The organism is Mycobacterium sp. AT1 (assembly GCF_002043095.1).
Taxonomy (GTDB): domain Bacteria; phylum Actinomycetota; class Actinomycetes; order Mycobacteriales; family Mycobacteriaceae; genus Mycobacterium.
This window is the reverse complement of record NZ_MVOC01000046.1, coordinates 1-25,189: the sequence shown is the minus strand read 5'-3', so window position 1 is coordinate 25,189 and position 25,189 is coordinate 1. Positions and strand designations below refer to the sequence as shown.

The following is a 25,189-nucleotide window of genomic DNA, read 5'->3' as shown; positions in this document are numbered from 1 at the left end:
CTTGCAGTCGGGCGAAAGTGTCAGTTGCGCTTGGATGAATCGGTGTAGACGGACTTGCCGAGCCACTGACCGCCGTCGACGACCAGCACCTCGCCGGTGACGTAGCCGGCGCGGTCGCCGAGCAGGAACGCGGCGGATTCGGCGATCTCCTCCGGTGCGGCGAACCGGTTGGCCGGAACGCTGGCCAGGACCTCGCGGCGGGCTTGCGGGTCACCCCACAGCGCGGCCCCGGCGCCCTCGGTCTCGGTGGGACCGGGAGCGAGGCAGTTCACCCGGACGCCCCGGCCACCCCATTCGACGGCCAACGTGCGGGCCATCGCGACGACGCCGCCCTTGGCCGCCGCGCTGTGCACCGTGCCGGGATGGCCGTGCCAGGCGTAGCTCGCGATGACGTTGACGATCGAACCGCTGCCCTGCGCCAACATGTGCCGCGCGACGGCATGCGTGCAGTAGTACGTGCCGTTGAGCACGATGTCGGTGACCGCCTTCCAGCCGCCCGGCGACAGGTCCTCGGACGGGACGACGAAGTTGCCCGCCGCGTTGTTCACCAGCGCGTCGATCCGGCCGTGGGTGTCGACCAGGGCGTCGACGGCGGCTGCGACACCGGCGTGGTCGCGAACGTCGCACACCACCGCTTCGGCCCGTCCGCCGGCGTCGACGATGCGTCGCACCGTCTCGTCGAGGGCCTCCCGTCGACGGCCGAGTACCGCCACGGTGCCGCCCGCGCGGGCCCACCGCTCGGCAATGGCCCGTCCGATGCCCGACCCGCCGCCGGTGACCAGAGCAACGCGACCGGCGAACTCGGCTGAAAGGTCCAGGCTGTACTGCGTCGTCATATTGTGTTGTCTCCCATGATGAGCCCGTCCACGGCGAGGACGCCGCCGGCGGTCACCCGCACCGGGTTGAGTTCGATCTCGGTGATGTCGCGGCGGTGCGCGACGAGGTGGGACACCGACACGACCAGCTCCGCGAGCGCGGCCACGTCGACGGGCGGCCGCCCGCGCCAGCCGTGAAGCAGCGGCGCGCAGCGCAGACCCTCGAGCATGGACGTCGCCGTGGCGCGTGTGACGGGTGCGCGCTCCATCCGGACGTCCCGGTGAATCTCGGTGTCGGTGCCGCCCGCCCCGACGACGACCACGGCGCCCAGCTGGGGATCCCGACGTCCGGCGACCAGGATTTCGACGGCGTGCCCGCGGGTGTCTTGTTCCTCGACGACGTAGTCACCCGCGCCGAGGCGGTCCCGCATGTCGTCGAAGGCGGCCGACAACTGTTCGGGTCCAACCACATTGGTGAGGACGCCCCCGACTTCGCTCTTGTGCTCCAGCCAACCGGCCTTGAGCACGTAGGGCGACTGCAGGTGACGCGTCGCCTCGGCCAGGTCGGCGGCCGTGCGCACCAACACCCCGGGCGGGAACGGGACGCCCGCGTCGGCCAGGACGGCACGAGCAGCCCAGTAGCCGGGCGCGACGGGCGCGTTCGACGTCATCGTGCGCACCGAGTCGGGGCGGACAGGGGTTGCCGCACAGCCGATCACGGCCAGTGAGCGCATCGCCGACTCGATGCGGTCGAAGACGGGAACGCCGCACTGCTCCAGCACCATCGCGGTCGCGGACTGCGACGCCATGGTGTGGACGAGCACGGGCACTCCCGTGGCGCTCACCGCGGCGCCGAGCCGTTTGGCCACCGCGTGTTCGGCGTCGGCCAGTGACGCAGTGTCTTCGCCATAGCAGCCGAAGTACCCCGTCATCACGACCGCGTCCACGTCTCCGTCGGCGATCACGCGCTCGACGAAGGCGGCGTAGTTCTGCAGATCCCGCTCCCCCGCACCGGCCAGGTCGACCGGGTTGTCACAGGCGGCGCCGGCGGGCAACTCGGCCGTCAAGGTGTCGGTGAGCGCGGCCGAGAACGTCGGAACCTCGAGTCCCGCAGCGACGGCGACGTCGGCGGCGATGCCGCTCTGCCCACCACTGTCCCCGACGACGGCGACTCGGCGGCCGCGGGGCCAGGGCGCCGCCAGCAGGGTCCGCGCGACGTCGACGACCTCGGTGGGGGTGACGACGCGGATCACGCCGGCGGCGCGGCAGGCGGCGTCGACCACGTCGAGCGACGACGTCAGCGAGCCGGTGTGCGTGCGGGCCAGCCGCGAACTCGCGGCACTCGCGCCGACCGTCAGGAGCACCGTCGGCTTGCCCGCCGCGCGCAGCCTGCCCAGGGTGTCGAACAGCGCCTCACCGTCGGTGAGGCTCTCCAGGTACAGCGCGACGACACGGGTGGCGTCGTGGGTGGCGAGGTCGTCGAGTAATTCGGTTGCGGTGACGTCGGATTGGTTGCCAATCGACACGAACCGGGACACCCCGAGGCCGTGCCTGCGCCCGACGGCCACGAGTTCCGAACCGAGCTGTCCGCTCTGGGAGACCACGGCCAGCGGACCGGGCGTCGGCCTGCCCCACATCAGCTGCAGCTCGGTGGTGGAGTCGTAGATCCCCAGGCTGTTGGTGCCGATCAGTCGGGCGCCGCGGGAGGTGATGCGGCGGGCGAGGGCGGCGTCGTCGGCGACACCGGCGGTGATCCCGAGGAAGCCGCGCACGCCGCGGTCGAGGGACTCGTCGACCACGGCGTCGACGTGGCGTGCGGGCACGCACAGTGCGACGAGATCCGGGGTGTGGTCGAGCGCGGCGACGCTGGTCGCGCAGGGGTGTCCGAGAACGGACGTGGATCGACTGTTGACCAACGAGATTCGGCGGCGGTGCTCAGATTGGAGAGCCCCGGAGGCCAGCCAGTAGCCCCACTTGGCGGGGTCGTCGGAGGCCCCGACGACGGCCACCGACGTCGGGTCGCTGAAGACGGCGAGATCGGCGGTCATGACCGGAGTGCCGCCGTCACCTCGGCCGCGGCGCGATGCCCGGAATCGATGGCACCGTCGATGTAGCCGTTCCACACGCTCGACGTCTCCGTGCCGGCCCAGTGCACGGACCCGCACGCGGTGCGCCAACCGGTGGCACCGTGCTCGGTCCAGACTCCCGGTGCCGGATTGGCCGCGTAGCCGCCGTGCGCCCACGGGTCGTCGGGCCAGACCTTTTCGAGGTACTGCAACGGGTTTCCCGCGCGTTCGCCGAAGAGTGCGCTCAGCGTCGCCAACACGTCGGCCCGCCGCTGCTCCGGGGCGAGCGCCGACCACCGGTGCTGCCGGTCAGCGTAGACGAACGACACCAGGACCCCGACGCTGCCGTCGTCGGGCGAGTTGTCGAACACCACACCGACCGAGTTGTCGCCGTAGGCGGTGGCCTCGCCGGAGTAGCCGTCGGCACGCCAGAACGGGGTGTCGTAGACGGTGTGAATCTTGGCGACGTCACCCATCGGAGTGCGCTCCATCCACCGGTTGCGGGCCTGCGGGAGTGGCGGAGTGAACCGAATGCGTACGGCGGCACCGGGAGACGTCGCGACGACGACGCGGTCGGCGAGCACCTGCCCGCGGTCGGTGTCGACGCGGACGCGTCCGTCGTCGAGGGTTTCGACGCGCCGCACGGGGGTCCCGAGGACGACCCGGTAACCCAGGTGCTCGGCAATGGCCAGCGCCACCGCTTGGGCGCCGCCGGTGAAGCGGCGCTCCTGCGCGCAGCCCTCGGTCTCCATCAGCTGGTCGAATCCGCCGGCCGACGCGACGTAGAACAGCAAGTGGAACAACGAGATGTCGCGGGGTTCGACGGTCCACACACCCTGTACGGCGAGCGCCAGGCGCAGGCGCGCGTCCTCGTCGGAGACGGTGCGGTCGAGGTGAGACTGCACGGTCTCGGAGTCCCACTCGACCAGGCGCGGGTGCGCCGTCGGGTCGTTCAGGTCGATCGTCGCGGCCCACTCGTCGATGACCTCGGCGGCCGCCACATAGGCGTCGACGCCGGGCGCTCCGTCGGGCCCGGCGCCGTGAAAGGGGCGGCAGACACCGTCGGACCACAGTTCGAGGTGGTCGCCGGTGTTGTAGGTCGGGAAGGTGGTGCAGCCGAAACGCTCGGCGGCGGCGAGTAGCCGGGTCTGCGTCGGGCCGACCCACTGCCCTCCGTGGTCGACGACGAGGTCACCGTCGATGCGTTCGGACAGCACCCGGCCGCCGACGCGGTCCGAGCCCTCGAGCACCAGCACGTCGACGCCCTCGTCGTGCAGCGCCAATGCTGTTGACAGGCCGGCATACCCGGCTCCGACGACCACGACGGTGGCCGTCGGCGGCGGTGTGACATTCGACATGCGGTTGACGCTATTCATAACTGGCGCGCCAGTCAAGTATTTTTCGTGAGTTGCTTCACCGGCTTGACAGAACGTGACTGCGGACACAAAGTAAATAAACTGGTCCGCCAATCAAGAATGAGGTCTGCATGGACGACGTCACGTTCGACCGGGAACTCCGCGAACGGTTGCACCTGGTCGACCACCCGGACGGGTCGACGATCATCGTGCCCGACCTGCCGCTGAAAGACTTTCTGGCCGCGTGCATCTCGCTCGTCGTCGTCATCGCCGCACTGATGTGGTGGGCGTACTGATGACCCACCTCCTCCGCGGCGGAAAGGCCTCGAAGGCCGCCGTCGCCACCGACGACTTCGACGCCACGCTGACCGAACTCCCCCTGCTCCCCCAGGAACGGATCTGGGGATTCTGGCAGCACTCCTGGGTCAACATCGGCCTTGCGGTGGCCACCTGGGCCTTCCTGCAAGGCGCGGCGGTCGCCTACTACGTCGGCGTCGTGCAGGCCATCGCGTCGATCGTGATCGGCTACGGGATCAGCGTCCTGCTGATCTCGCTGGCGCCGTGCATGCCGTCGGTGAAGTACGGCATCGAGCAGTTCGTCGGGCTACGCAGCGCGTTCGGCGAGAACGGCGCACGACTGGTGATGGTCGCCGCGTCCACGGTGCTGGCCGCGGCATGGTCGGCCGTGTTGGCCATCATGTTCGGCCACGGCCTGGTGACGGTCGTCAACCAGCTCTTTGGAGTCGAGTTATCCCAAGCCGGCACGGCCGCAAGCCTTCTCGCCCTCGTCGCGATCATCGTCTCGGCCCTCATCCTGGCCCGCGGGCCGGTGTCGGTCGAAGCGGTCTGCCGGATCATCGCGCCGATGCTGGTGGTCATCCTGGTCGGCATCATCGTCATCGTGTTCACCCACAACACCTGGCCCGAGCTCGCCGCGCTGGAACCGCTGGGCGGCGTCAGCGACGACAACCACCTCAGCTTCCTGCTGGCGATCGAGCTGAACATCGCGGGCGGGTTCGCCTGGTGGCCCAACATGGGCAACCTGGCCCGCCTGAGCCGCACGTCCCGCGCGGGCTTCTGGCCGAACTGGATGGGCATCTTCGGCGCGTCGGTGGTCGCCGCGGCCGTCGGTGCGCTCGCTGCGCTCTCCCTGCAGATCGACGACCCGACCCAGTGGATGATCCCGCTCGCAGGCGTCGTCCTGGGCGTGGTGGCGCTGGTCATCGTGTGCCTGGCCAACGTCACCGCCATCCTGTCGCAGGGCTACGCGTCGATGGTGGCGCTCAAGGGCGGCGGCGGCCGGGTGTTCCGCACCGCCGCGTGGCCGTGGCTGATCGCGGTGATCCTCGGGCCGGCCGCGATCCTGGTCTTCTTCCCGGCCGCGGTGTACGACAACTACGGCCGCTTCCTGTCCTGGGGCGCGGTCGTCTTGGCACCGCTGTGCGGCGTCCAGCTGGTCGACTACTACATTCTGCGTCGGCGCCAGCTGCACGTCCGCGATCTGTTCCTGCCGCCCAGCGAGTCGCGGTACGGCTACTGGAAGGGCGTGAACGTCGTCGCCTTCGTCGCGGTCGCGGCCGGTGCGGTCACGTATTCGCTTCTGCTGAACCCTGTTTCGTACGAACCGAGTGAGCTGTTCCGCTACACCACGGCGTCGATCCCCGCGTTCCTGGTCGCGGGAATGGTGCACTACGTGTTGACGCGGTTGGTCGTGCAACCGCTCGGTGTAGGTGGGTACGAGCGGCGGGCCTAGGGGTCCTGTTCGCCGCCCGTTGCCCCCGGATGCATCTGCAACATTGAATTTAGGCATCCGGGGGTGACAAGCTTCCCGCACAGCCGCAGCCAACAGATGCTAGGCGGCCAGAGAAGATCTTCAGCAAATTGAGTGCGGCATTCGGCAACGGCCAGTTAAATCGCGATTGGCACGTCTCGCCGACTTGGGCTGATAGTCGCTGGACCTCAACGGCCATATGCGCCTCGCGGCTCAAACGCGCCAAGCAGCTTTCCTCAGGGTCTTCAGTTGGGGTTGTCTGAGCTGACACATATACCGCACGACCCGCGGAGCCTCGCCGACTATCGCGCAAAGCGCGGCGCCATCGTCTCCATCTGCTCGATGACGAGCTTGATCGCCTCGGGCTGCTTGTCGGGCGGATACTTGTACTTCACCAACAGTCGCTTGATTGACGAGCGTAGCTTGGCGCGCACGTCGTCGCGCACGGTCCAATCGGTCTTGGTGTCGCGCTGCATCACGCCGACCAACTCCCGAGCAATCTGGGCGAGCACGTCTTCGCCCTGTAGTTCGACGGCCGATTCGTTGGTGGCCACGGCGTCATAGAACGCTAGTTCGTCACTCGACAGCGGCGGGGTGAAATGATCCCCCCGATTAGCCTCGGCAGCAACCTCTTTCGCCATCTGAATCAACTCAGCGATGACCTCCGCTGAGGTGAGCTGTCCATTGGTGTACCGCCGCATGAGTTCGGCGATCCGCTCGGAGAATGCCCGCTGCCGCACAACGTTGTTGGCCGTGGCCTTGGTCGACTCCTCGGTGAGCACTGCTCGCAGCGCTTCGATCGCCAGGTGGGGATTCGACGCCGCCTTCGCCTTGGCCTCGTAGTCGGGGCTCAGGTCGGACAGCGAGGGCTTTGGCAGCCCAGCGGCCTCGTAGATGTCAACGATCTCGCCGGAGGCCGTCGATTCCGCGACGAGCGTGGATAGCAGCCGCTTGATGTCCTCGGGGATCGGCTTGCCGCTGGCCTGACGTTCCTGCGCATCGAACTTGCCCATCCACACCCGAACCTGCTCATAGAACTTGACCGTCGGCCGGAGCACATCGAGTGACTCGTTGCCTGCGCACAACGCCCACGCCCGCATCAGTGGGTTTGCCAGTCTGCGGAAGAGCTCGCCCAGGGTCTGCTCCCCCTCGGCTACCTGGTTGCCGGGAGTCGATGGCGAGCGCAGATATTCGGTGAGCCCCACCGCCGCCTTCATCCACGCGTGGGGTGAGGTGTCGATCTTGGACCGCCACGCATAGCCGGCGCACACTTCGTCGAGTTGGACGACGAGCGCCTCGGTGAGTGCGACCGCCTCGTCGATGTTCCTGCCGACGGGCTTGGTTTCGCGGTCGGTCTCTGTGTATTCGGCGAGCGCCTGGTTCAAGTTCTCGACGAGCGGCGCGTACGCGACGAGCAGCCCGGACGGCTTGCCGCGGAAGGTCCGGTTGACCCGCGCGAGTGTCTGCATCAACAACGCACCCTTGAGTGGTCGGTCGAGGTAAAGCGTGTGCAGCGGCGGTGCGTCGAACCCGGTGAGCATCATGTCCTTGACGATGACGATCTGCAGTTCGTCCTCGGCGTCGCGGAGCCGCTTCTGGATCACCTTGTTCTGCGCGTCGCGGCGCACGTGCTTGGCGACGGCGCCCTGGTCCTGCGGGGAGCCGGAGTAGACGACCTTGAGCACGCCCCTGTCGACGGCGTCGTCGTGCCACTCGGGCCGCAGCTTGATGATCTCGTCGTAAAGGTTGGCGCAGATCTCCCGGGTGGCTCCGACAATGAAGGCCTTCCCCGGCGATGAGATGAACTTGCGCATCTCCTCGGATCGGACGGCCCAGTGCGTGACGATGTCGTGCGCCAACGTCGCCAACCGCTCGGGCGCTCCGTAGACCGCGTTGATCACCGCGACCGACTTCTCGATCTGCGACCGCTCCACGTCGTCGAGCCCGAGGGTGGCCTCGTCAGCAGCCTGATCTAGGTCGTCTTCGCTGACCCCATGGGCGAGGGTGACTTTGATGAGCCGCGGCTCGAAGTACACCGGGACGGTGGCTTTGTCGTCGACGGCACGGGTCAGGTCGTACACGTCGATCGTCGGGCCGAAGACGTCTCGCGTGTTGCGGTCGGCGAAGGAGATCGGCGTGCCGGTGAAGGCGATGAACACGGCGTTCGGCAAGGCGTCGCGGATGTGACGGGCATAGCCGTCAAGGTCATCGTAGTGGCTGCGATGCGCTTCATCGACGATGACGATGACGTTGCGCCGGTCGGTGAGCAACGGATGATCAGCACCCGATTCACGTTCTGCCTCAGTGAGTCCGAACTTCTGCAGCGTGGTGAAGTAAATGCCGCCCGTGGTGCGGTTGGACAGTTCCTCGCGGAGTTTGCCGCGCGTGGTCACCTTGACGGCAGACTCGGCCAGCAGCGTCGACCGATTGAAGGTCTCGTAGAGCTGGCCGTCGAGTTCCTTGCGATCGGTGACGACAACGATGGTGGGGTTCTTGAGCTTGGGCTGCTCGGCGACCAGGTGGGCGTACAGCTCCATCTCCATCGACTTGCCCGAACCTTGGGTGTGCCAGACGACGCCGGCCTTGCCGTTGCTCTCGGCGGCAGCCACGGTGGTCCCGACGGCCTTGGCGACGGCGAAGTACTGGTGCGGCTTGGCGATTCGCTTGGACAGGCCATCGGCACCCTCATCGAACGCGGTGAAGTTGCGTTGCAGCTGCAGGAACCGCTCGGGGTTGAAGACGCCGTCGATGAGGAATTCGAGTTCGGTGCCGAGGTGGGTGTCGTCGACCGCCTGGCCGAACTTAACGGGCTTACCGTCGTCGTCGACGTTCCACGGCGAGAAGTGTTCGAGCGGGGTGAACGGCGTGCCGTAGCGAGCGGTGATGCCGTCGCTGACGACGGTGAGTACGGCGAAGCGAAAGGCCATCGGAAACTCGCGCAGGTACGTCTGGAACTGGGCGTGCGCCGCCGCGATGTCGGCGTGCGCCGATCCGGCTTGCTTGAGTTCAAAGAGCGCTATTGGCATCCCGTTGAGGTACAACACGATGTCGAAGCGCCGCTGATATTCCGAGGTGCGGATCGTGACCTGTTGCACCGCATGGAATTCGTTGTCCTCAGGACGGGGACCCACCAGCCGAATGGTCGGGTTCTGTTCGATGCCGCCGGAGTCGATGTAGCTGACGCCGCGGTAACCGTGCACCAGGATTTGATGCAGCCGGTAGTTCTCGGCGATTGCGTCCTGGGAGGCCGGCTGGACGATCGCGGCTCGCGCTTGATCCAGGTACTCGGCGGGCACGTGCGGGTTGAGGCTCCGCATCGTGGCGAGCATGCGACCGGGCAGAACCAGCTCGTCCCAGGACTCGCGGCCGTTCTCGGCGCCCGGCGCGATCTGAGTCCCGTTGAGCGGCAACCACTCCTGCTCTGCGAGGCTTTCGAGCGCGATCTGTTCCCAGTCGGCTTCGCTGAATCCGGTCATGTGGGTTCTCCGTACTCGTCGGCCAACTCGGCTTCCAGTTCTTCGATCGTGGGCAAGCTCGATTCGAGTTCGGCGGGAAGGCTCGCTGTGATCGCCGTCTTCCACTCCGCGACACCGATGGGCGCGGTGTACCCACGCAGGGCGTACTCGGCGACGACGTTGTTCTTGGTCTTGCACAGCAGCAAGCCGATGGTCGGCTTGTCGTCGGCGTGCCGTAGGAGATCGTCGACGGCCGCCATGTACAGGCCGAGTTGGCCTAGGTCGCTGGGATCGAACTCGCCCACCTTGAGTTCGACGACGACGAAGCACCGCAGCGTCAGGTGGTAGAAGAGCAGGTCGGCGTAGAAGTCCTGGTCACCGATTTGCAGGTGAACCTGCTTGCCGACGTACGCGAATCCTTGGCCGAGTTCCAACAGGAACTTCTCGACGTGATCGATCAGCGAGCGTTCGAGGTCACGTTCCCGCCGAATGTCGTCGCTGCCTACGAAGTCGAAGAGGTACGGGTCGCGGGTAGCCTGTTGCGCGAGATCGGAGTCCGGTGGCGGCAACGTGCGCGCGAAGTTCGTGATGGCGCGACCCGTCCGCTCGTGGAGCCGGCCCTCGATGTGATGGACGAGGATGTCCCTGCTCCAGCCGCTCTCAACGGCGGACTCGGCGTACCAAAGCCGCTGTTCAGGGGTGTCGAGCTTCTCGATCAGCGCGATGTGATGGCGCCACGGCAATTGTGCAACGCTGCGTTGCACAATTTCGACGTCCGGCCACGCCGCGGCGAAGGCGCGCATGTACTTGAGGTTGCGCGGTGAGAACCCCTTGGCATCGGGAAATCGCTCGCGCAGGTCGTACGACAACCGGTCGACGACACGCGCACCCCACCCCTCGGCGTTCTGACGGGCCAGGATCTCCGCTCCGACGGCCCAGTATGTGGTGACCAGCTCCTGATTGGCTGCGGTGATCGCGCACTGGCGCCCGGACTCAACGCGCTCTGCGACCGCATCGAAGAACTCCGGGTACCACTTCGGGACAGCCGCCTTCGGCGGTGCGGCCGGAAACGCCACCTTGCGGTCGGGACTCACAGGGTCGCTCGTTGACATTGCTCATCGCCCCGTCAAACGTGCGCTCATGGCGACAAAACTGAGCAATTTCCGCCGTGACCGCACCTTCGGCGGGAGGTTGTCAGAAGTCGCGAATGCCGCAAAGGCATATGTCCGTGCCGACGACATAGTCACCACTCGCACAGTGTCTTTTTTGGGTGTCCAAGATGTGTCTATGACGGGCGCCAGAACACGTCTGAGATGCATCAAACGACCTCCGAGACGACGGTTTCGAGATCGTCAACTCGGAGCTTCCCGGACATCAGATGGGGCAGGAGTTCGTCGCGGGTACGAGCAAGTCTCTCATTCTCTGTAGTCACAGACCGGGTCATTGCCGCAAACGCCTGCGACCTCGAATCGAACTGAGCGATCGCAGACGGGACCTTCAGCTCAAGTCTCCTTAGGTTCCCCATGCTGATCTTGGGCTGGACGGCCCCCGTCACTAGGTGCGAAACGTCAGACCGGACAAGCGCGCACCGAAGCGTTTCCGTTGCGATCCCATTACCAGTCAACACATGCGCATGATTGTTAACCCAAGACGGCCCCCACACGTACTGAAGGACCGGGGTTCCGTCGTCATTTACAACGGAACCGTCTTCGCCGACCAGTACGAGCGGTTCGTCGAACAATGCCTCGTCAACGAAATCAAGTCGGCCAGCGGCACCGTAATACGGAACGGTTCCGGGCCGCGCGTCGCGCTCACGCGAAGAAAGCGGGACTCGGCGTCGATTGTGAAAGGTCGCAAGCAGACCGAGCGGGAGCATTTGTTGGCCAGCCAGTAGTGCTTCCTCGTATTTGGCAGCGACGAGAGAATCGATAGCGTCAAGAACCGTGACGTTGGCGGCGATCTTGTCGTCGAGGGCGCCCAACGCTTCCGCGATCTCACTCTGCTCACGGACGGGCGGACACGGGACTTGCAACTTCTTCACTGTGGCTACGGGCTGGACTAAACCAGGCACACCGACGGCCGATACATTAGACAGAATCGAATGCTGACCGCCAGGCGAGGCAAACCAGTAGTAGTAGAACTCGGGTACCGCCTTCTGTGGGTCTAGGCGAACCTTCACGTGGCTTGTCGAAGCAACGTAGCGCTCAAACCGTGAATTACGGGGAATCATCGAAACTTGCCCAACGGTGCCGCGATGTGTGATGACGAGATCGCCGGGTCCCATTTCGGCGCCGGGCATTCGGGCGGCCAGTTCGTCCTCAATGAACACAAAGTCGTCATCATGAAAGATGCCTTTGGTCAGGTTCACGCCTCGAACCACCGGCACGCCCGAGTCCCGGTAGTCCTCCTTCACCATGGCAGATCCATACGGTTTCGAAATTGCGCTCCGCTCATCGGCTGCCAGTTTCTCCAAAGCGACGACGGGCCAAGTCACGACAACCGCTCCAGTTGTTTCCGCACGACCAGCTCCGCCCGAGCCGACTCATCAAACGCCGCAAACAATTCGGTCTTCAACCGCGCTATCTTGTCGTCGATCGGTTCACCGTCGTCCGCGACAGCAGCCGCACCGACGTATCGCCCCGGCGTCAGCGCATAGTCGGCGGCCTTGATCTCAGCGAGCTCCACCGACTTGCAGAAGCCCAGAACATCCTCGTAGGCAAGCCCTTTCGCAGCAGCCGCGGGAGTACCCCGCCACGCCCGGAAGGTGTCACCAATCCGCTCGATGTCCTCGTCACTGAGAGCCCGCTCGGCGCGGTCCACCATGTAACCCAGCTCGCGGGCGTCGATGAACAACACCTGTCCAGAACGGCCGACCGAGCCCTGCTTGCCCTTTGACTTGTCCTTGGCGAAGAACCACACGCACACCGGAATGCCGGTGCTACGGAACAATTGAGTGGGCAGCGCGATCATGCACGACACCAGATCGGCCTCGACGATCTGCGCCCTAATGTCGTCCTCCCCGTTGGAGTTCGACGACATCGAGCCGTTCGCCATGACTACACCGGCCTTGCCGCCGGGAGCGAGCTTGGACAGGATGTGTTCGATCCAGGCGTAGTTCGCGTTGTTGGCGGGAGGTACGCCGTAGCGCCACCGCGAATCTTCCTCGCTGCGAGTCCAATCCTTGATGTTGAACGGCGGATTCGCCAGCACGAAGTCCATCTGCAGGTCGGCGTGTTGATCCCGGGCGAAGGTGTCACCCCATCGCGCACCCAGGCCCTTGTTGTCGATGCCGTGGATGGCGAGGTTCATCTTGGCCATCCGCCAGGTTTCCTCGATGCTCTCCTGGCCGTAGATCGAGACGTTCTTCGGGTCACCGTCGTGTTCGTGGATGAACTTCTCCGTTTGCACGAACATGCCGCCCGACCCGCAGCACGGGTCGTACACCCGCCCACTGGTGGGCTCCAGCACCTCGACGAGCACGCGCACCACGCTGGGTGGGGTGAAGAACTCGCCACCCCGCTTGCCTTCGGCGCGAGCGAAGTTGCCGAGAAAGTACTCGTACACCTCGCCCATCAGATCTCGCGCGCGCTGGTCACCCTGACGGCTGAACCGGGCGCTGTTGAACAGGTCGAGCAGTTCCCCCAGCCGCCGCTGGTCGATGTTGTCCTTGTTGAACAACCGCGGCAGGGTGCCCTGCAGTGTCGGGTTCGCCTTCATCACGGCGTCCATCGCGTCGTCGATGAGCTGACCGACGTTGCGGGCCGGCTCACCGCCGAAGGCTGGCTGGCCTTTCGCATTCTCCGCCAGGAACTTCCAGCGTGCGTTCGGCGGCACGACGAACACTCCGTACCCCTGGTACTCCTCGGGGTCGTCGATCAGGTCCTCGATCTGCGACTCGTCCATCCCCTCGGCCGCCAGGTCAGCACGGATCGCCGCCCGGCGCTCGTCGTAGGCGTCGGAGACGTACTTGAGGAACACCAGCCCGAGGATCACGTCCTTGTACTGATTGGCCGACAGCGAACCACGCAGTTTGTCGGCGGCCTTCCAGAGCGTGTCCTTGAGCTCCTTCATGGTCGACGGCGCCTGCGGCTCCGCCTTCTTCCTGGGAGGCATCGGTGCCCTTCCTATTCTCGTAGTCCGGCGATGCCGGGGGTGGTCGGTTGCGCGTCGAGGGTCAGCGCGCCGGCGGCGACCCCCTCGATCAACGCCTTCTTCAAATCCCGCGCGGCGTCGGTTCGTCGACGCGCTTCATGCTCGTATCGGTTCGCATCCAGGAGCGCAGCCTCTAGCCGATCGGCTTCGTCACGCATCATCACGGGGACGCTCCATGTCGGCCATTCGCTTCCTGCCAAACACATTTCGTTGATGACGGCGACGAGTAGCCACGGGCCGAACTCCGCTGACTCTCGCAGCCGGATGATCTTCGCGGGCGAGGCGACGAGTGCACCACCGGACACGTCGACCCACGCTCGTGGACGTGGCTTCTCGACGAAGACGACGTCGCCGGGGTCGGTGCGATTCGCGCGTGGGTACCTGTGTGACGCGTCGAAGGGGTCGAGTCGCAGGGCGCCGACGACATCGACGGGGAGCACTGCGACCGTCCCATCCGAGGTGGCGTCGGCAGGATTGATTCTGCTGCCGCGCTTGATGATCACGTGCTTCTGCTCGTGTAGTTCGCCGAGCGACCGGAACCGCATCCGAAACCGGCCGGGAGAAGGCGCCACCAGGACGTCCAACGGTTGCAGGGGTGTAGTCGTGGTCAAGGTAGCCCCGTGCACCCGTTCCAGGTGCGTCGTCGAGTCGGCATTGCGCAGCCTAGGGGCTCGCACACCCCGCGGCACGAGCGACCCGGCCGCGATGACACCGGCCAAGTCGGTTCGGCGGGCGTAGCGAAAGGCGCGATCGTCGGTCTGGGCGAGGGCACCGGCGACGTCAGCCGCGAGGTCAGCCAGTTCGACATGGTCCGCGGCTGCGAGGTCGGCGATCCATGGACGCTGCGAGCGTGCTCCACCGAGGCATATCCACGCCGACAGGCTCTGCCGGTGCGCTTCGCGCCACATTCCTCGTGGAAGGCGAATGGCTGCAACGAGATTGCCGACCCGAAGTGTTTGAGCTCGGCGCTGCTGGGGTGCCCCCGCGAGATGGTCGCACAGCGCAGTGGCCGGACCCAGCACCACCGCGACATCGTTCTGATCGAGTGCCACCACGACCTCGTCGACCCGATCGAGAGCCGCGGCCAGATCCAGACCGACGACCGACCAGACGGAGACGCTGGGTCGTCGCGCGTCCGTCTCGCTGACCGGAATCCCCTTGATGACTGCGCGACGACGGATCGCTCGGTCGTCTCCTACGACGTATAGATCCGCACCGTTGGCGACCTCCAACGTCAGTGGCATCCCGTCGGTCCGCAATGCAGCACCGTCTTGGTCCAAGTGCCCGACACACGCCGTCGTCACTGCCCGAAGCAGTTCGACTGCCTCGGGCGTGAGGTCCCGCGCCGCGAGCGTTCGTTTCAGACGTCCGGACTCCACGCGGGCCAATGCATCAGATGCACCGTAGGACGCCTCCACCAAATCGTCGACGTACACGAGCGCTGCGGGCGGCGGCTGCAACTGTTTGATCTCCCGAAGCAGCAGGGTGTCGTTGGAATCGTGTTCGGCAGCGAGGCGGATCCGCTGCGCCAGGGTGGTGCCGCCAAGTTCCTCGCCGGTCAGCACGTGCCAGCACAGCAGGGTGACGACGTCCTCCAGCACCACACCGTCCGGGGCGGCGAGCGCCGCCGCGTCGTAGCTGAAGTCGACGTTGTTTCCTCTCCCGGTCCGGCTCAACCAGTCGACGACGTCGGGCCGTGAGTACTGCGCTACACCGGCGACCACGGCCACCGGCTCCGGGAATGGCATAGACACGCCGTGCACCACCGGCCGCTTTCGCCACATGCTGACCACCGGTCGGCGTACCTTTGCGAGGTCAGCGACGTCTTGCAGCGTCAGCATGCTCATAGTGCACCCCTCTGGTATCTATCCCAATGTAGATCAATGTCCACAATCTCTTCCTACGAACGCTGATAAGCCCCCTTATCAAGCATCATTGTTGGTGATGATTGATCTAACGCTCATTCTGGCTGCAGCGCATCACCAACCCGACGTGATGCAGACCGCCGGAGGTACCGATGGACACCAACCGACCCGCTCATCTCGATGACGACGCCGCAGCCCTGGTCGTCGAACACCTGACCGTCCGAGACAAGGACGTCATCCGCGAGGCGCAGCGCTGGACCACCGGCGAGCGCGGACCCGTCATCGACGACCCCCAAGTGTTGGCGACCGCCGACCTGCGTGAGTTCGTCTGCGAGGCGATGAAGATCGGCGCCCACGCGCTGTCGGCGACGGGCCAGGCCCAGGACGCCCGCGTGCTCGAACAGATGCTGAAAGACGTCGGCGACAAGGCCGCCGCGTCGACCGTCAAGGCGGCCGAAGCCACACAGCAGACCGTCAAAGACGCCTCCCAGGCAATGGCCAAGGCCGCCGCCGACGCGCAAAAGGCAATCACCGAGGCCGATGCGGCGACCCGCAAGCAGTTCACCGAGTCGGTCACCTCCGCCAAGACCGACTTGCAGAACGAAGTTCGTAAGGTGCTTGGCGGTGAGAACCCCGAACTGCTTGAGCGGCTCCAGCCCGTGCTGGACAAGTTCGGCGTTGATCTCGACGCCAAGGCGAAGGCGAGCGTCGGAGAGCTATTGGCTAAGGCGGCTCGACAGTTCGATCCGAGTGATCCGACGTCGCCGATGGCCAAGCACACCGCCGAACTCGAGACGCGCCAGCAGCACCTCACCCAGCGAATCGACGAGAACCACCTGCAGGTCGTTCAAAAGGTCGACGAGCTAACCATGGCACTCAAGCTGCAGGAAGCGCGGACCACCATCGCGAAAGTCAGCCCCATCAAGGGTGACACGTACGAGAACGCGGTCAACACCGTGCTGTTCGGCCTCGCCGCCGGCCTCGGTGACGAGTACACCGACACCCGCACCATCGTCGGCGCACTGACACGGTCCAAGAAGGGCGACGGACTCCTCACCATCGACGGCGGGACTGCCCGCGTCGTGATCGAGATGACCGACTCGGCCCGCGCCGGTTGGTCGGAGTACTTCGGCGAAGCAGAGCGCAACCGTCAGGCTGCGGCGTCGCTCGGCCTGGTGAGGACACCCGAGCAGAACGGCGGACAGTCCATCCGGGTGCTCGGCGCCCGACGCATCGTCCTTGCCTTCGACCCCGCGACCGACGACCCCGAGTTGGTGCGCACCATCCTGATGGTGCTGCGCACGTCGGCAGTGGCCGCGGCGTCACGTCACGGAGCCCAACAGTTGGCCACCGCCGAGGAAAAGATCGCCGAGGCCGTCGTCCATCTCGACAAAATTGACGACGTCAAGAAGACCGCCGGGTCCATCCAGAAGAACGCCGTCAAGATCGAAAGCGCTTGCACTGGAATTTATTCCGGCATTCAGCGTCTACTCTCGGAGGCGCTGGCCGCTTTGACTGACGTCGTCACGGACTCTAGTGAGATCCAGTCGACCGACGCAGTGGCCTAACGTTCCAAGAGTGTTCTGCCGCATGTTGGTCTGCGCCGAGCGGTTGGTCCCGACTCCCCAACCCCTCCGCAGCCCCAACATCACCACCACCGTCACCCGCGGATGCAACTGCAACACCGACGCCGGGCACTCCGGCGTGACGGGCCCCTCCAACGCCGCCGCCTTGTGCTCCCCCGTCGCGATCAACACCAGATGCCGGGCCGAGCTGATCGTGCCCAACCCCTGCGTGATGACACGGCGCGGCACCTCGTCGATGCTGTTAAAGAACCGCGCATTGTCCTGGCGCGTCTGCGACGTCAGCGTCGTCACCCGCGTCCGCGAGTCCAAGGCAGACCCCGGCTCGTTGAACCCGATGTGCCCGTTGGCGCCAATCCCCAACAACTGCACGTCCACCGGTCCCGCCGAGACGACCAGCGCGTCGTAAGAGGCTGCCGCAGAATCTAAGTCAACAGCTCCCCCGTCCGGGCCGAACACACCCGCCAGGTCGACATGGTCAGCGAAGTCCGTCCGGATCACCTGCGCGTAGGACTGCGGATGCCCCACCGGTAGCCCCACGTACTCGTCCAGCAGGAACGCCCGAACCGCCGCGAACGACAGCCCCTCCTCGCGGTGCCGGCGGATCAACTCCCGGTACACCGACAGCGGCGACGACCCCGTCGCCAATCCCAAAGTCCCAGCCCCCGACCGCACGGCCCGGTCGAAGACGTCCGCGACCGTCACACCGCACGCCGCCTCGTCCCGCTCAACGATGACGTCCACTACCGCCCCAACACCCTTCGCTCGAACACCAAGTCCCACGCCGTGTCCATCGCCGTCGCAATCGCCCCGACCAGCACCGCGTCGTCCCCCAGCTCTCCCCCGACGATGTCGGGCACCAACGGAATCGTCTCGGCCAGTTCGCGACGCATCGGGTCGGCCAGCAGGTCGACGTAACGGGACGGCGAGGCAGGCAGGCAGGCACAGTCGATCAACGATCCCGCAACCGCGCCGCCATCAAGCTGACGCCGCGCAGCTAACCGTCCTCACTGGTGTCGAACCGTCCTTCACCGAGTCGCACCATCGCACGGTCGTCGGTCAGCTCGGGACGGTCATCAGCGTGATGCCAGTAATGCCGCACCATCCAGTACAGCCCGACACCATTCGGCACGTAGAAGTCGCAGCCGTCGATGGTCTTCTCAGTGCCGTCCCGACGGCGGAGCACGACGGCCTTGCGGGTCTTCTTGTTGACCTCGGAGTGATCGTCGACGCCGACGACGTCCTCCCACGCCACGATCTCCGTGCTCTTGATGTCGGCGACCTCGACGCCCGTAGGCGTGAGCTTCACATAGCCGACACCGCCGCGGCGCCAAGCAGTTAGAAGTCCCGTGAGGGCAGTACACGTTGCGAGGGCCATCCCGATGACGGCGACTGCCTGTCCATGCCGGGACGCGAAAAGGTGTAGTTGGCCTGTCAGCGTGAGGGCCACTACGGCCAGCCCGAACGGAATGAAGTAGACGAGCAGGCTAAACGCCACAGTGGTTATGACCCGATTCGGCCTGAAGACGGTTCCGGTGCGGTCATGGCTGGCACGAAGAACGGTCGGGCGGCGAGACATTAGCTGCACCGCAATGACAACCGCTAAGAACAATGGCAGGAAGCCGAATGCGACCGCGCCTTCCAATAAGTTGCCGTTGGCGATTTCCCTAACGCCGACGAAGATCCCAATCGCCACGAACAAGGCCACGGCCAGCGTCAGCTTGGTCAAGCGTCGTTGACCTTCCGGCCAATGTGCTGGCTCGGGCAATGTCAGTAAGGACATACGATCTCTCCGACGAATTTTCCGAGATCGGCGCCGTAGAACCCGCCAGCGATGCCGAAACCCACAGCGAGGGTCGGCACCAAAACCGGTGCGGCAGGAGGAAAGAGCGCACCGGCAGCGGCGCCCGCCTCTGCTCCTCCCCAGCCCCCGCCGAAACCGCCCGCGCCAGCCACCGCGGCAATGCACTTGTCACGACCCGAGTCGGCCATTGCCATGTCGAAGACTGTCGTCGCGAAGCTCAAGGCTGGCCCGCCGAATTTGGCTGTCTTGCCGACGTTCTCGAGCGACTCGGCGGTCACCATGGGCAAGGAACCGCCGCCCTTTATGTGCTTCTCCAAGCCGGACATCAGGCCGCCGGCATTGTTCGACATGTCGTCGATCAACTCGACCGGCACAGCGGAGTGCTTCCCCAAGGGCGTGGTGAATCCCGCGCTCCTGGTGCCCGACTGATCCATCGACATCATGAAGGAGGCGCCGTTGGGCCACGTGATGGTGGTTTGATCGCAATCCGTGCCGTAGTCGTGCCAGGAACTGGTTTCCGACACCTCGTTGCCGTCCTTGTCGTACTGCGTGATCGAGTTGAAGTTGCCCTTGCTCGGCCAATCGAACGGATCGTACTTCGTCAGCACCTGCTTGCTGCCGTCCTGCATCGTCACCGTGGTGACCTCGTCACCGTATTGGTTCTTCACCGGCTCGCTGACCTCGCGGATCTTCACCGACATGTCTCCGTTGCGGATCGCCTCCTGCGCCACGACACCGATCGGATCGCGCGGATCGGGCACCTGGTCACCTGGACGCTGTGCGACCGGCATCATCATCGAACCGATATCCGTGGGCGGGCCCGCTTCGACGAAGCCACGCGATTTACCCGCGGCCACAACAGCGTTCGCGGTGGCGTCATCGGCGTCCCCCACCGCCGTCAGCATGCGGTTGACGGCTTCCTGCTCCAATCGCGCCAACTCTTCGAGCTTCGCCATCTCCTCAGCCGACATCTTGACCGGGTCGATGAGCACCACCCACTGGTCGGTCACCTCCAACGGGCCCGCATCCACCTGGTCGGCCTTGGCCAAGAGCGCGGCCCGGGCCGGGCCGATCGTCTCGCTGCCGTGCCGAAGCGCCTCCGCCAGGTCGTGTGCGTACGCGGCGAACGCCGTGGCGTTGCGCTCTGCCCGTCCAAACATCACCGACGCCGCCTGCTGCGACCGACCCGACCATGCCTTCGTCTCGGGCATGCGGTGGCAGGAGTCGTCGAAGTCCTTCACCGCGTCAGCCACCGTTGTCGCCCCGGCAGAGACCGCCGTTGCCGACGTGGTCAACGAGTCCGGGTTCCAACCTCGCAGGGTGGATCGTGACGGAAGCATCGTCTAGAACAACCCGTCAAAGGACTTCGCGAGCGCGTCGTCGGCGACTTCGAACTTGTCGCCCGCGCCGCGCACTGCTTGCCCCATCTTGGTGACGTCGTCGGCCAGCTTCTTCGCCTGCTGGGTGAAGTGGTCTCCGACCGTATGGACCGCCCACTGGGTCGTCGAGCCGGGCAAGCCGTCGGCCGCCGTAACCACCTTCGTTCCCACGTCTGCGGACGTCACTGCACCCGCGACGCTGTCGGCTTGTCCCGCCAGCGCGCGCAACACCTGCGGATCGACCTGCATCTCCACCCCTCGCCATCCCCGTTTCCCTCCCATTGTCCGGTATGCAGGGGTTGCCGGAGGTCGGCAATTCTCAGTTGCAGCCCGGATCACCCGGTGTTCGCTTCCTCTTGCCCACCGCACGGGCGCCGACGTACAAAACGGCGAAGATGCCTGCGGTGACGATCGAGGCGACGACGAACGGCAGAGTCTGTCCCTGAGCGATCGGGTCACCGGCCCGCCCCTCGGCAAAACCGAAGCCGACCGCGATGACGGCGGCTGCGGCCGCCATCGTCACCGCGAGTCGCGGATCGTCCCCCGTCAGGGCGGGCTGGACGACGTTGAACGTGCACAGCGCCATCCCCGCCACGATGAACCACCACAGCTTTCGCGCCGACGTGAGTAACCCACGGGTCGCGCCAGGCCGTGACCGACGAGGTGGTTCCTCGGCCTCGACGTCCGCCCGGTAGGCGGCGTGGATCTTCCCGCGAAACTTAAGATACGGACTGGTGAAGTAGGCGGTCCCGAGCATCATGAACGCGACGACGGCCGACAACTGGGCACCGGACTTCCAGTCCGGCGGGAACGCGATGAAGAACGCCGACACCACGCCCACGCCCACCCCCGACCAGAACATTCGGCGACCTAGGGTGATGTCGTTGCGCGGGGCGAAGATTGGGAGCAGGAGGCCGAGGAACGTCGCAACGACGAAGGGAACGTTCACAGGCCAATCCGTTCCAGCTCCTTAGCCGCCCCCACATCCACCACCACAGTCACCCGCGGATGCAACTGCAACACCGACGCCGGGCACTCCGGAGTCACGGGACCCTCCAGTGCCGCCGCCACCGCCGCCGCCTTGTGCTCCCCCGTCGCGATCAACACCAAATGCCGGGCCGAGCTGATCGTGCCCAACCCCTGCGTGATGACGCGGTGGGGCACCTCGTCGATGCTCCTGAAGAATCGCGCATTGTCTTGACGCGTCTGTGACGTCAGTGTCGTCACCCGCGTCCGCGAGTCCAAGGCAGACCCCGGTTCGTTGAACCCGATGTGCCCGTTGGCGCCGATCCCCAACAGCTGCACGTGCACCGGCCCGGACGAGACGACCAGCGCGTCGTAAGCGCTTGCCGCAGAATACAAGTCAGAAGCGCCTCCGTCCGGCCCGAACACGCCCCCCAGGTCGACGTGGTCGGCGAACTCCGTCCGGATCACCTGCGCGTACGACTGCGGATGCCCCGTCGGCAACCCCACGTACTCGTCTAACAGGAACGCCCGAACCGCCGCGAATGACAACCCCTCCTCGCGGTGCCGACGAATCAGCTCCCGGTACACCGACAGCGGCGACGACCCCGTCGCCAACCCCAAAGTCGTTGCCCCTGAACGGACCGCGCGGTCGAACACGTCGGCCACGGTCGCGCCGCACGCCGCCTCGTCCCGCTCAACGATGACGTCCACTACCGTCCCAACACCCTTCGCTCGAACACCAGGTCCCACGCCGTGTCCATCGCCGTGGCGATCGCCCCGACCAGAACGGCGTCGTCCCCCAGCTCTCCCCCGACGATGTCGGGCACCAAGGGAATCGTCTCGGCCAGTTCGCGGCGCATCGGGTCGGCCAGCAGGTCGACGTTGCGGCCGATGCCGCCCGCCAACACGATCAGCCCCGGGTCCAACACGGCGGTGACCACCGAGACCACCCGCGCCAGCTTGGACGCCTCGTCGGCCACCACCCGCACCGCGCGCTCGTCGCCGGCGCGGGCCGCCTCGAACACTGCCTTGGCCGTCGACAGCGAAAGCCCCGCGGAGCGGGCCGCCGACACCACCGCGTCACCGGCCGCCACCACCTCCACGGGCCCGGGCCGATGCGACGTCACCCCGGCCGGAACCCGGCCGTAGGGCAGGTCGGCGATCTCCCCCGCCGCCCCGCGGGCACCGCGGAACAGGTTGCCGCCAACCAGGATTCCCATGCCGATGCCGGTACCGACGGTCAGGCACGCCACCACGTCGACGCCCTGGGCCGCGCCGCGGGCATGCTCGCCGACCGCACACAGGTTCGCGTCGTTCTCCACCAGCACCGTCGAGCCGTTGGCGCCGAGCAACTCCATCAGCTCGCCGAGCAGTCCGCGCCGCTCCCAGCCGGGCAGGTTCGGCGAGCGGTGCACGGTGCCGGTCTCGGTGTCGGGGATGCCTGGCGTGCCGACCACGGTGACGACGATGTCGTCTCCCGTCAGCCCGGCTTCGGCGACGGCGCGGGCGACCGATTCGTGCACGATGCGCACCAGCATGGCACCGGAACGGCTGCGGTTCGGCTGCTCGACGCGGGACACCACGACGCCGTCCAGGTTGGCCACCGCGACGTGCACCACCCGCCGACCGACGTCGACTCCGACGATGTGGCCGGCGTCCGGCGCGGTGCGGTAGACCACCGCGGCCCGGCCGGGTCGGTCCAACCGGCGGCCGATCGCCTGCACCAGTCCGTGCTGTTCGAGGTCGAGAAGCGCTTGTCCGACAGTGGGTTTGGACAACCCGGTGTGACCGGCGATCTCCGGCCGCGTCGCCTCGCCGTGTTCGCGCAGCCGGTCGAGCACCAGCCGCTGGTTGAGTGCGCGCATGCTCGCCGGGGTCCCCGCCTGCGGTGCCGTACGGCCGTCCACCGCCACCTCCCCGTCCTCGTCGACTCCAGAATTTACACACGAACTCTCGCACACTTGCGCCGAGTATGTTAAGAAACTTTACTAACAAACTACAACGAAGGAGGTGCGTGATGAGCTCACCGACCACCGGAGCCTCGACGCCCCAGCAGCCGGCGCTGGAACGCCAAATCGGCCCGCTGCAGGCCACCGCGATCAACATGACCCAGATGTGCGGCATCGGGCCCTTCGTCACCATCCCCGCGATGGTCGCCACCTTCGGCGGGCCGGAGGCCATGTTCGGCTGGATCATCGGCGCCCTCCTCGCCCTCGCCGACGGCCTCATCTGGGCCGAGCTCGGCGCCGCCATGCCCGGCGCCGGCGGCACCTACCTCTACCTCCGCGAAGCCTTCCAGTACCGCACCGGCCGTCTCATGCCGTTCCTCTTCGTGTGGAGCGCGGTGCTGTTCATCCCGCTGATCATGTCCACCGGCATCATCGGCCTGGTCCAATACCTGGGCTACCTGATCCCCGGAGTGAGCGGCGACGGCGGAAACACGGCGCTGGGCAAGCTGATTGGCGTCGGCATCACGCTGGTGATCATGGCGGCCCTGTTCAGGAAGATCGGCCAGATCGGCAAGCTCACCACCGTCCTGTTCGTCGTCATGCTCGTCGCCGTCTTCAGCACGATCATCGCCGCGTACAGCCACTTCAGCGCCGCGCAGGCCTTCGACTTCACCCCCGGCGCCTTCGGTTCGCACGGCACCTTCTGGGCGGGCCTCGGCGCCGGTCTGATCATCGCCGTCTACGACTACCTCGGCTACAACACCACCGCCTACCTCGGCGGCGAGATGCGCGACCCCGGCCGCACCATCCCGCGGTCCATCGTGTTCTCCATCCTCGGCATCATGAGCATCTACTTCCTGCTGCAGATCGGTGTGCTCGGCTCCCTGCCGCTCGACGAGATCAAGGCCTCCACCTCCGTCGCCTCCTCAGTACTCGAACAGGCCTGGGGTTCGACTGCGGCACAGATCATTACCGCGCTGATCGTGGTCGCCGCCATCGGCTCGGTGTTCGCCGGTCTGCTCGGCGGATCCCGCGTGCCGTTCGAAGCGGCCCGCGACAAGGTCTTCCTGTCGGTGTTCGCCAAGCTGCACCCGAAGCTGAACCTGCCCACCGCGGGCGTGATCGCCATGGGCGTCATCACCATCATCGGGTCGCTGTTCACGCTGACCACCATCATCAACGCCGCGGTCGCCACGCTGGTGATCATCCAGTCGCTGGCGCAGGTGGCCGCGATCGTGGTGTTGCGCCGCCGCCAGCCCAATCTTCAACGGCCCTATCGCCAGTGGCTGTACCCGGTGCCGACGATCGTCGCGTTGGTCGGCTGGGTGTACGTCTACTACTCGGCGACCTGGCTCTCGATCGCGCTGTCGCTGGGCTGGATCGTCATCGGCTGCGTCGCATTCCTGATCTACGCCAAGGCCGAGACGACCTGGCCGTTCGGCCCCAAGGACATCACCGAGACCTTCGTCGACGTGCGGGGTGACGTCACGTCCAGCTAATCCGGCGAGGGTTTTCGTCACCCGTCGCCGGGGTAGGTGGAGCAGATGACAAACACCAAGCTGCCCCGCCTGCTCGGCGCCGCCGTCGTCTCCGCCGGAGCGATTCTCGCGACCACCACAGCACCCACCGCAACGGCCGAACCCTGCGCCGACGTCGAACTCGTCTTCGCCCGTGGCACCGGTGAGGCACCCGGCGTCGGCGGCGTCGGCCAGTCCTACGTCGACGCGCTTCGTGCCCAGCTGGGCCCGCGAACCCTCGACGTCTACCCGGTGAACTACGCCGCCAGCGACGACTTCAACAATCGAGAAGCGTTCGCCAGCACGGTGATCGACGGCGTCAGGGACGCCGGCAACCACGTGCAGGCCACCGCGGCCAACTGCCCCGCCACCAAGATCGTCCTCGGCGGATATTCGCAGGGCGCGATCGTCGCCGGCTTCGTCACCGCCGACCAGGTCCCCGCCGGGGTGCCCGCCGCGGTCGCTCCGCAGCCGCTGCCTGCCAGCACCGCCGACCACGTCGCCGCGGTGAC

General features: G+C 66.2%; 22 protein-coding genes. 6 read left to right on the top strand and 16 right to left on the bottom strand.

The window, feature by feature from the left end:
- Nucleotides 1-20: 20 nt before the first annotated feature.
- The 3 genes from B1790_RS21005 to B1790_RS20995 are packed head-to-tail and all read right to left on the bottom strand — an operon-like array spanning nucleotide 21 to nucleotide 4,326.
- Nucleotides 21-836: an SDR family oxidoreductase gene (locus tag B1790_RS21005; RefSeq protein WP_079925189.1), complete on the bottom strand. Its 816-nt coding sequence runs from the start codon at nucleotides 834-836 to the stop codon at nucleotides 21-23.
- Nucleotides 833-2,863, bottom strand: a complete 2,031-nt coding sequence (locus B1790_RS21000) for an acetate--CoA ligase family protein (protein WP_079925188.1) — start codon at nucleotides 2,861-2,863, stop codon at nucleotides 833-835. Before B1790_RS21000 ends, B1790_RS21005 begins: the two co-directional genes overlap by 4 nt.
- The gene (locus B1790_RS20995) at nucleotides 2,860-4,326 is read right to left on the bottom strand and encodes a flavin monoamine oxidase family protein (protein ID WP_369832390.1); all 1,467 of its coding nucleotides are present in this window, start codon (nucleotides 4,324-4,326) and stop codon (nucleotides 2,860-2,862) included. The genes B1790_RS21000 and B1790_RS20995 overlap by 4 nt, the downstream gene beginning before the upstream one ends.
- A 41-nt stretch (nucleotides 4,327-4,367) precedes the next feature.
- Here B1790_RS20995 and B1790_RS34745 point away from each other — a divergent pair, with 41 nt between their 5' ends.
- Complete coding sequence (locus B1790_RS34745; RefSeq protein ID WP_158083859.1) at nucleotides 4,368-4,532, top strand: hypothetical protein; 165 nt, start codon at nucleotides 4,368-4,370, stop codon at nucleotides 4,530-4,532.
- The gene (locus tag B1790_RS20990; protein ID WP_079925232.1) at nucleotides 4,532-5,989 is read left to right on the top strand and encodes a cytosine permease; all 1,458 of its coding nucleotides are present in this window, start codon (nucleotides 4,532-4,534) and stop codon (nucleotides 5,987-5,989) included. The genes B1790_RS34745 and B1790_RS20990 overlap by 1 nt, the downstream gene beginning before the upstream one ends.
- Nucleotides 5,990-6,309: 320 nt before the next feature.
- Here B1790_RS20990 and B1790_RS20985 read toward each other — a convergent pair whose 3' ends face one another.
- From B1790_RS20985 to B1790_RS20965, 5 genes are all read right to left on the bottom strand, one after another.
- Nucleotides 6,310-9,483, bottom strand: coding sequence for a type I restriction endonuclease subunit R (locus tag B1790_RS20985; protein WP_079925187.1), 3,174 nt, complete (start codon nucleotides 9,481-9,483; stop codon nucleotides 6,310-6,312).
- Entirely contained in the window at nucleotides 9,480-10,556 is a 1,077-nt protein-coding gene (locus B1790_RS20980; RefSeq protein ID WP_233165243.1) for a YhcG family protein, read from the bottom strand. Before B1790_RS20980 ends, B1790_RS20985 begins: the two co-directional genes overlap by 4 nt.
- A gap of 224 nt (nucleotides 10,557-10,780) precedes the next feature.
- Nucleotides 10,781-11,878 carry a restriction endonuclease subunit S gene (locus tag B1790_RS20975; RefSeq protein WP_079925185.1) on the bottom strand — a complete coding sequence of 366 codons (1,098 nt, stop codon included), beginning with the start codon at nucleotides 11,876-11,878 and terminating at the stop codon, nucleotides 10,781-10,783.
- 74 nt (nucleotides 11,879-11,952) lie between these two features.
- Nucleotides 11,953-13,575 (bottom strand): class I SAM-dependent DNA methyltransferase, encoded by a 1,623-nt coding sequence (locus B1790_RS20970; protein ID WP_079925184.1) that lies wholly within the window; start codon nucleotides 13,573-13,575, stop codon nucleotides 11,953-11,955.
- Nucleotides 13,576-13,586: 11 nt separating this feature from the next.
- On the bottom strand, nucleotides 13,587-15,461 hold the full coding sequence (locus tag B1790_RS20965) for a hypothetical protein (protein WP_079925183.1): 1,875 nt from the start codon (nucleotides 15,459-15,461) through the stop codon (nucleotides 13,587-13,589).
- Between the two features lie 170 nt (nucleotides 15,462-15,631).
- Here B1790_RS20965 and B1790_RS20960 point away from each other — a divergent pair, with 170 nt between their 5' ends.
- Nucleotides 15,632-17,047, top strand: a complete 1,416-nt coding sequence (locus B1790_RS20960; RefSeq protein WP_079925182.1) for a Fis family transcriptional regulator — start codon at nucleotides 15,632-15,634, stop codon at nucleotides 17,045-17,047.
- On the opposite strand, the gene B1790_RS20955 is transcribed toward B1790_RS20960, so the two are convergent.
- From B1790_RS20955 to B1790_RS20940, 4 genes are read right to left on the bottom strand one after another with little or no spacing between them, the layout of a single operon-like run.
- A complete protein-coding gene (locus B1790_RS20955) occupies nucleotides 16,967-17,806 on the bottom strand; it encodes a glucosamine-6-phosphate deaminase (RefSeq protein WP_079925181.1) in 840 nt (279 codons plus the stop codon). The genes B1790_RS20960 and B1790_RS20955 overlap by 81 nt on opposite strands.
- Nucleotides 17,806-18,018, bottom strand: a complete 213-nt coding sequence (locus B1790_RS20950; RefSeq protein WP_079925180.1) for a hypothetical protein — start codon at nucleotides 18,016-18,018, stop codon at nucleotides 17,806-17,808. Before B1790_RS20950 ends, B1790_RS20955 begins: the two co-directional genes overlap by 1 nt.
- A 41-nt stretch (nucleotides 18,019-18,059) precedes the next feature.
- A complete protein-coding gene (locus tag B1790_RS20945) occupies nucleotides 18,060-18,791 on the bottom strand; it encodes a hypothetical protein (protein WP_079925179.1) in 732 nt (243 codons plus the stop codon).
- A 41-nt stretch (nucleotides 18,792-18,832) separates the two neighbouring features.
- Complete coding sequence (locus B1790_RS20940) at nucleotides 18,833-19,861, bottom strand: hypothetical protein (protein ID WP_233165242.1); 1,029 nt, start codon at nucleotides 19,859-19,861, stop codon at nucleotides 18,833-18,835.
- On the opposite strand from B1790_RS20940, the gene B1790_RS35400 reads away from it, so the two are divergent.
- Nucleotides 19,851-20,213: a hypothetical protein gene (locus B1790_RS35400; protein WP_233165241.1), complete on the top strand. Its 363-nt coding sequence runs from the start codon at nucleotides 19,851-19,853 to the stop codon at nucleotides 20,211-20,213. The two genes, B1790_RS20940 and B1790_RS35400, sit on opposite strands and share 11 nt — an antisense overlap.
- On the opposite strand, the gene B1790_RS20935 is transcribed toward B1790_RS35400, so the two are convergent.
- From B1790_RS20935 to B1790_RS20920, 4 genes are all read right to left on the bottom strand, one after another.
- Nucleotides 20,210-20,494 (bottom strand): type VII secretion target, encoded by a 285-nt coding sequence (locus tag B1790_RS20935; protein WP_079925231.1) that lies wholly within the window; start codon nucleotides 20,492-20,494, stop codon nucleotides 20,210-20,212. The genes B1790_RS35400 and B1790_RS20935 overlap by 4 nt on opposite strands.
- 70 nt (nucleotides 20,495-20,564) lie before the next feature.
- Entirely contained in the window at nucleotides 20,565-21,194 is a 630-nt protein-coding gene (locus tag B1790_RS20930; RefSeq protein ID WP_079925177.1) for a hypothetical protein, read from the bottom strand.
- Nucleotides 21,191-21,922: a glucosamine-6-phosphate deaminase gene (locus B1790_RS20925; protein ID WP_079925176.1), complete on the bottom strand. Its 732-nt coding sequence runs from the start codon at nucleotides 21,920-21,922 to the stop codon at nucleotides 21,191-21,193. Before B1790_RS20925 ends, B1790_RS20930 begins: the two co-directional genes overlap by 4 nt.
- Nucleotides 21,922-23,118 (bottom strand): ROK family protein, encoded by a 1,197-nt coding sequence (locus B1790_RS20920; protein WP_198952075.1) that lies wholly within the window; start codon nucleotides 23,116-23,118, stop codon nucleotides 21,922-21,924. Before B1790_RS20920 ends, B1790_RS20925 begins: the two co-directional genes overlap by 1 nt.
- 110 nt (nucleotides 23,119-23,228) lie before the next feature.
- Here B1790_RS20920 and B1790_RS20915 point away from each other — a divergent pair, with 110 nt between their 5' ends.
- Nucleotides 23,229-24,659 (top strand): APC family permease, encoded by a 1,431-nt coding sequence (locus B1790_RS20915; RefSeq protein ID WP_079925175.1) that lies wholly within the window; start codon nucleotides 23,229-23,231, stop codon nucleotides 24,657-24,659.
- Between the two features lie 45 nt (nucleotides 24,660-24,704).
- Nucleotides 24,705-25,189 (top strand): cutinase family protein (locus tag B1790_RS20910; RefSeq protein ID WP_079925229.1); only part of this gene is annotated, 485 nt, incomplete at its 3' end.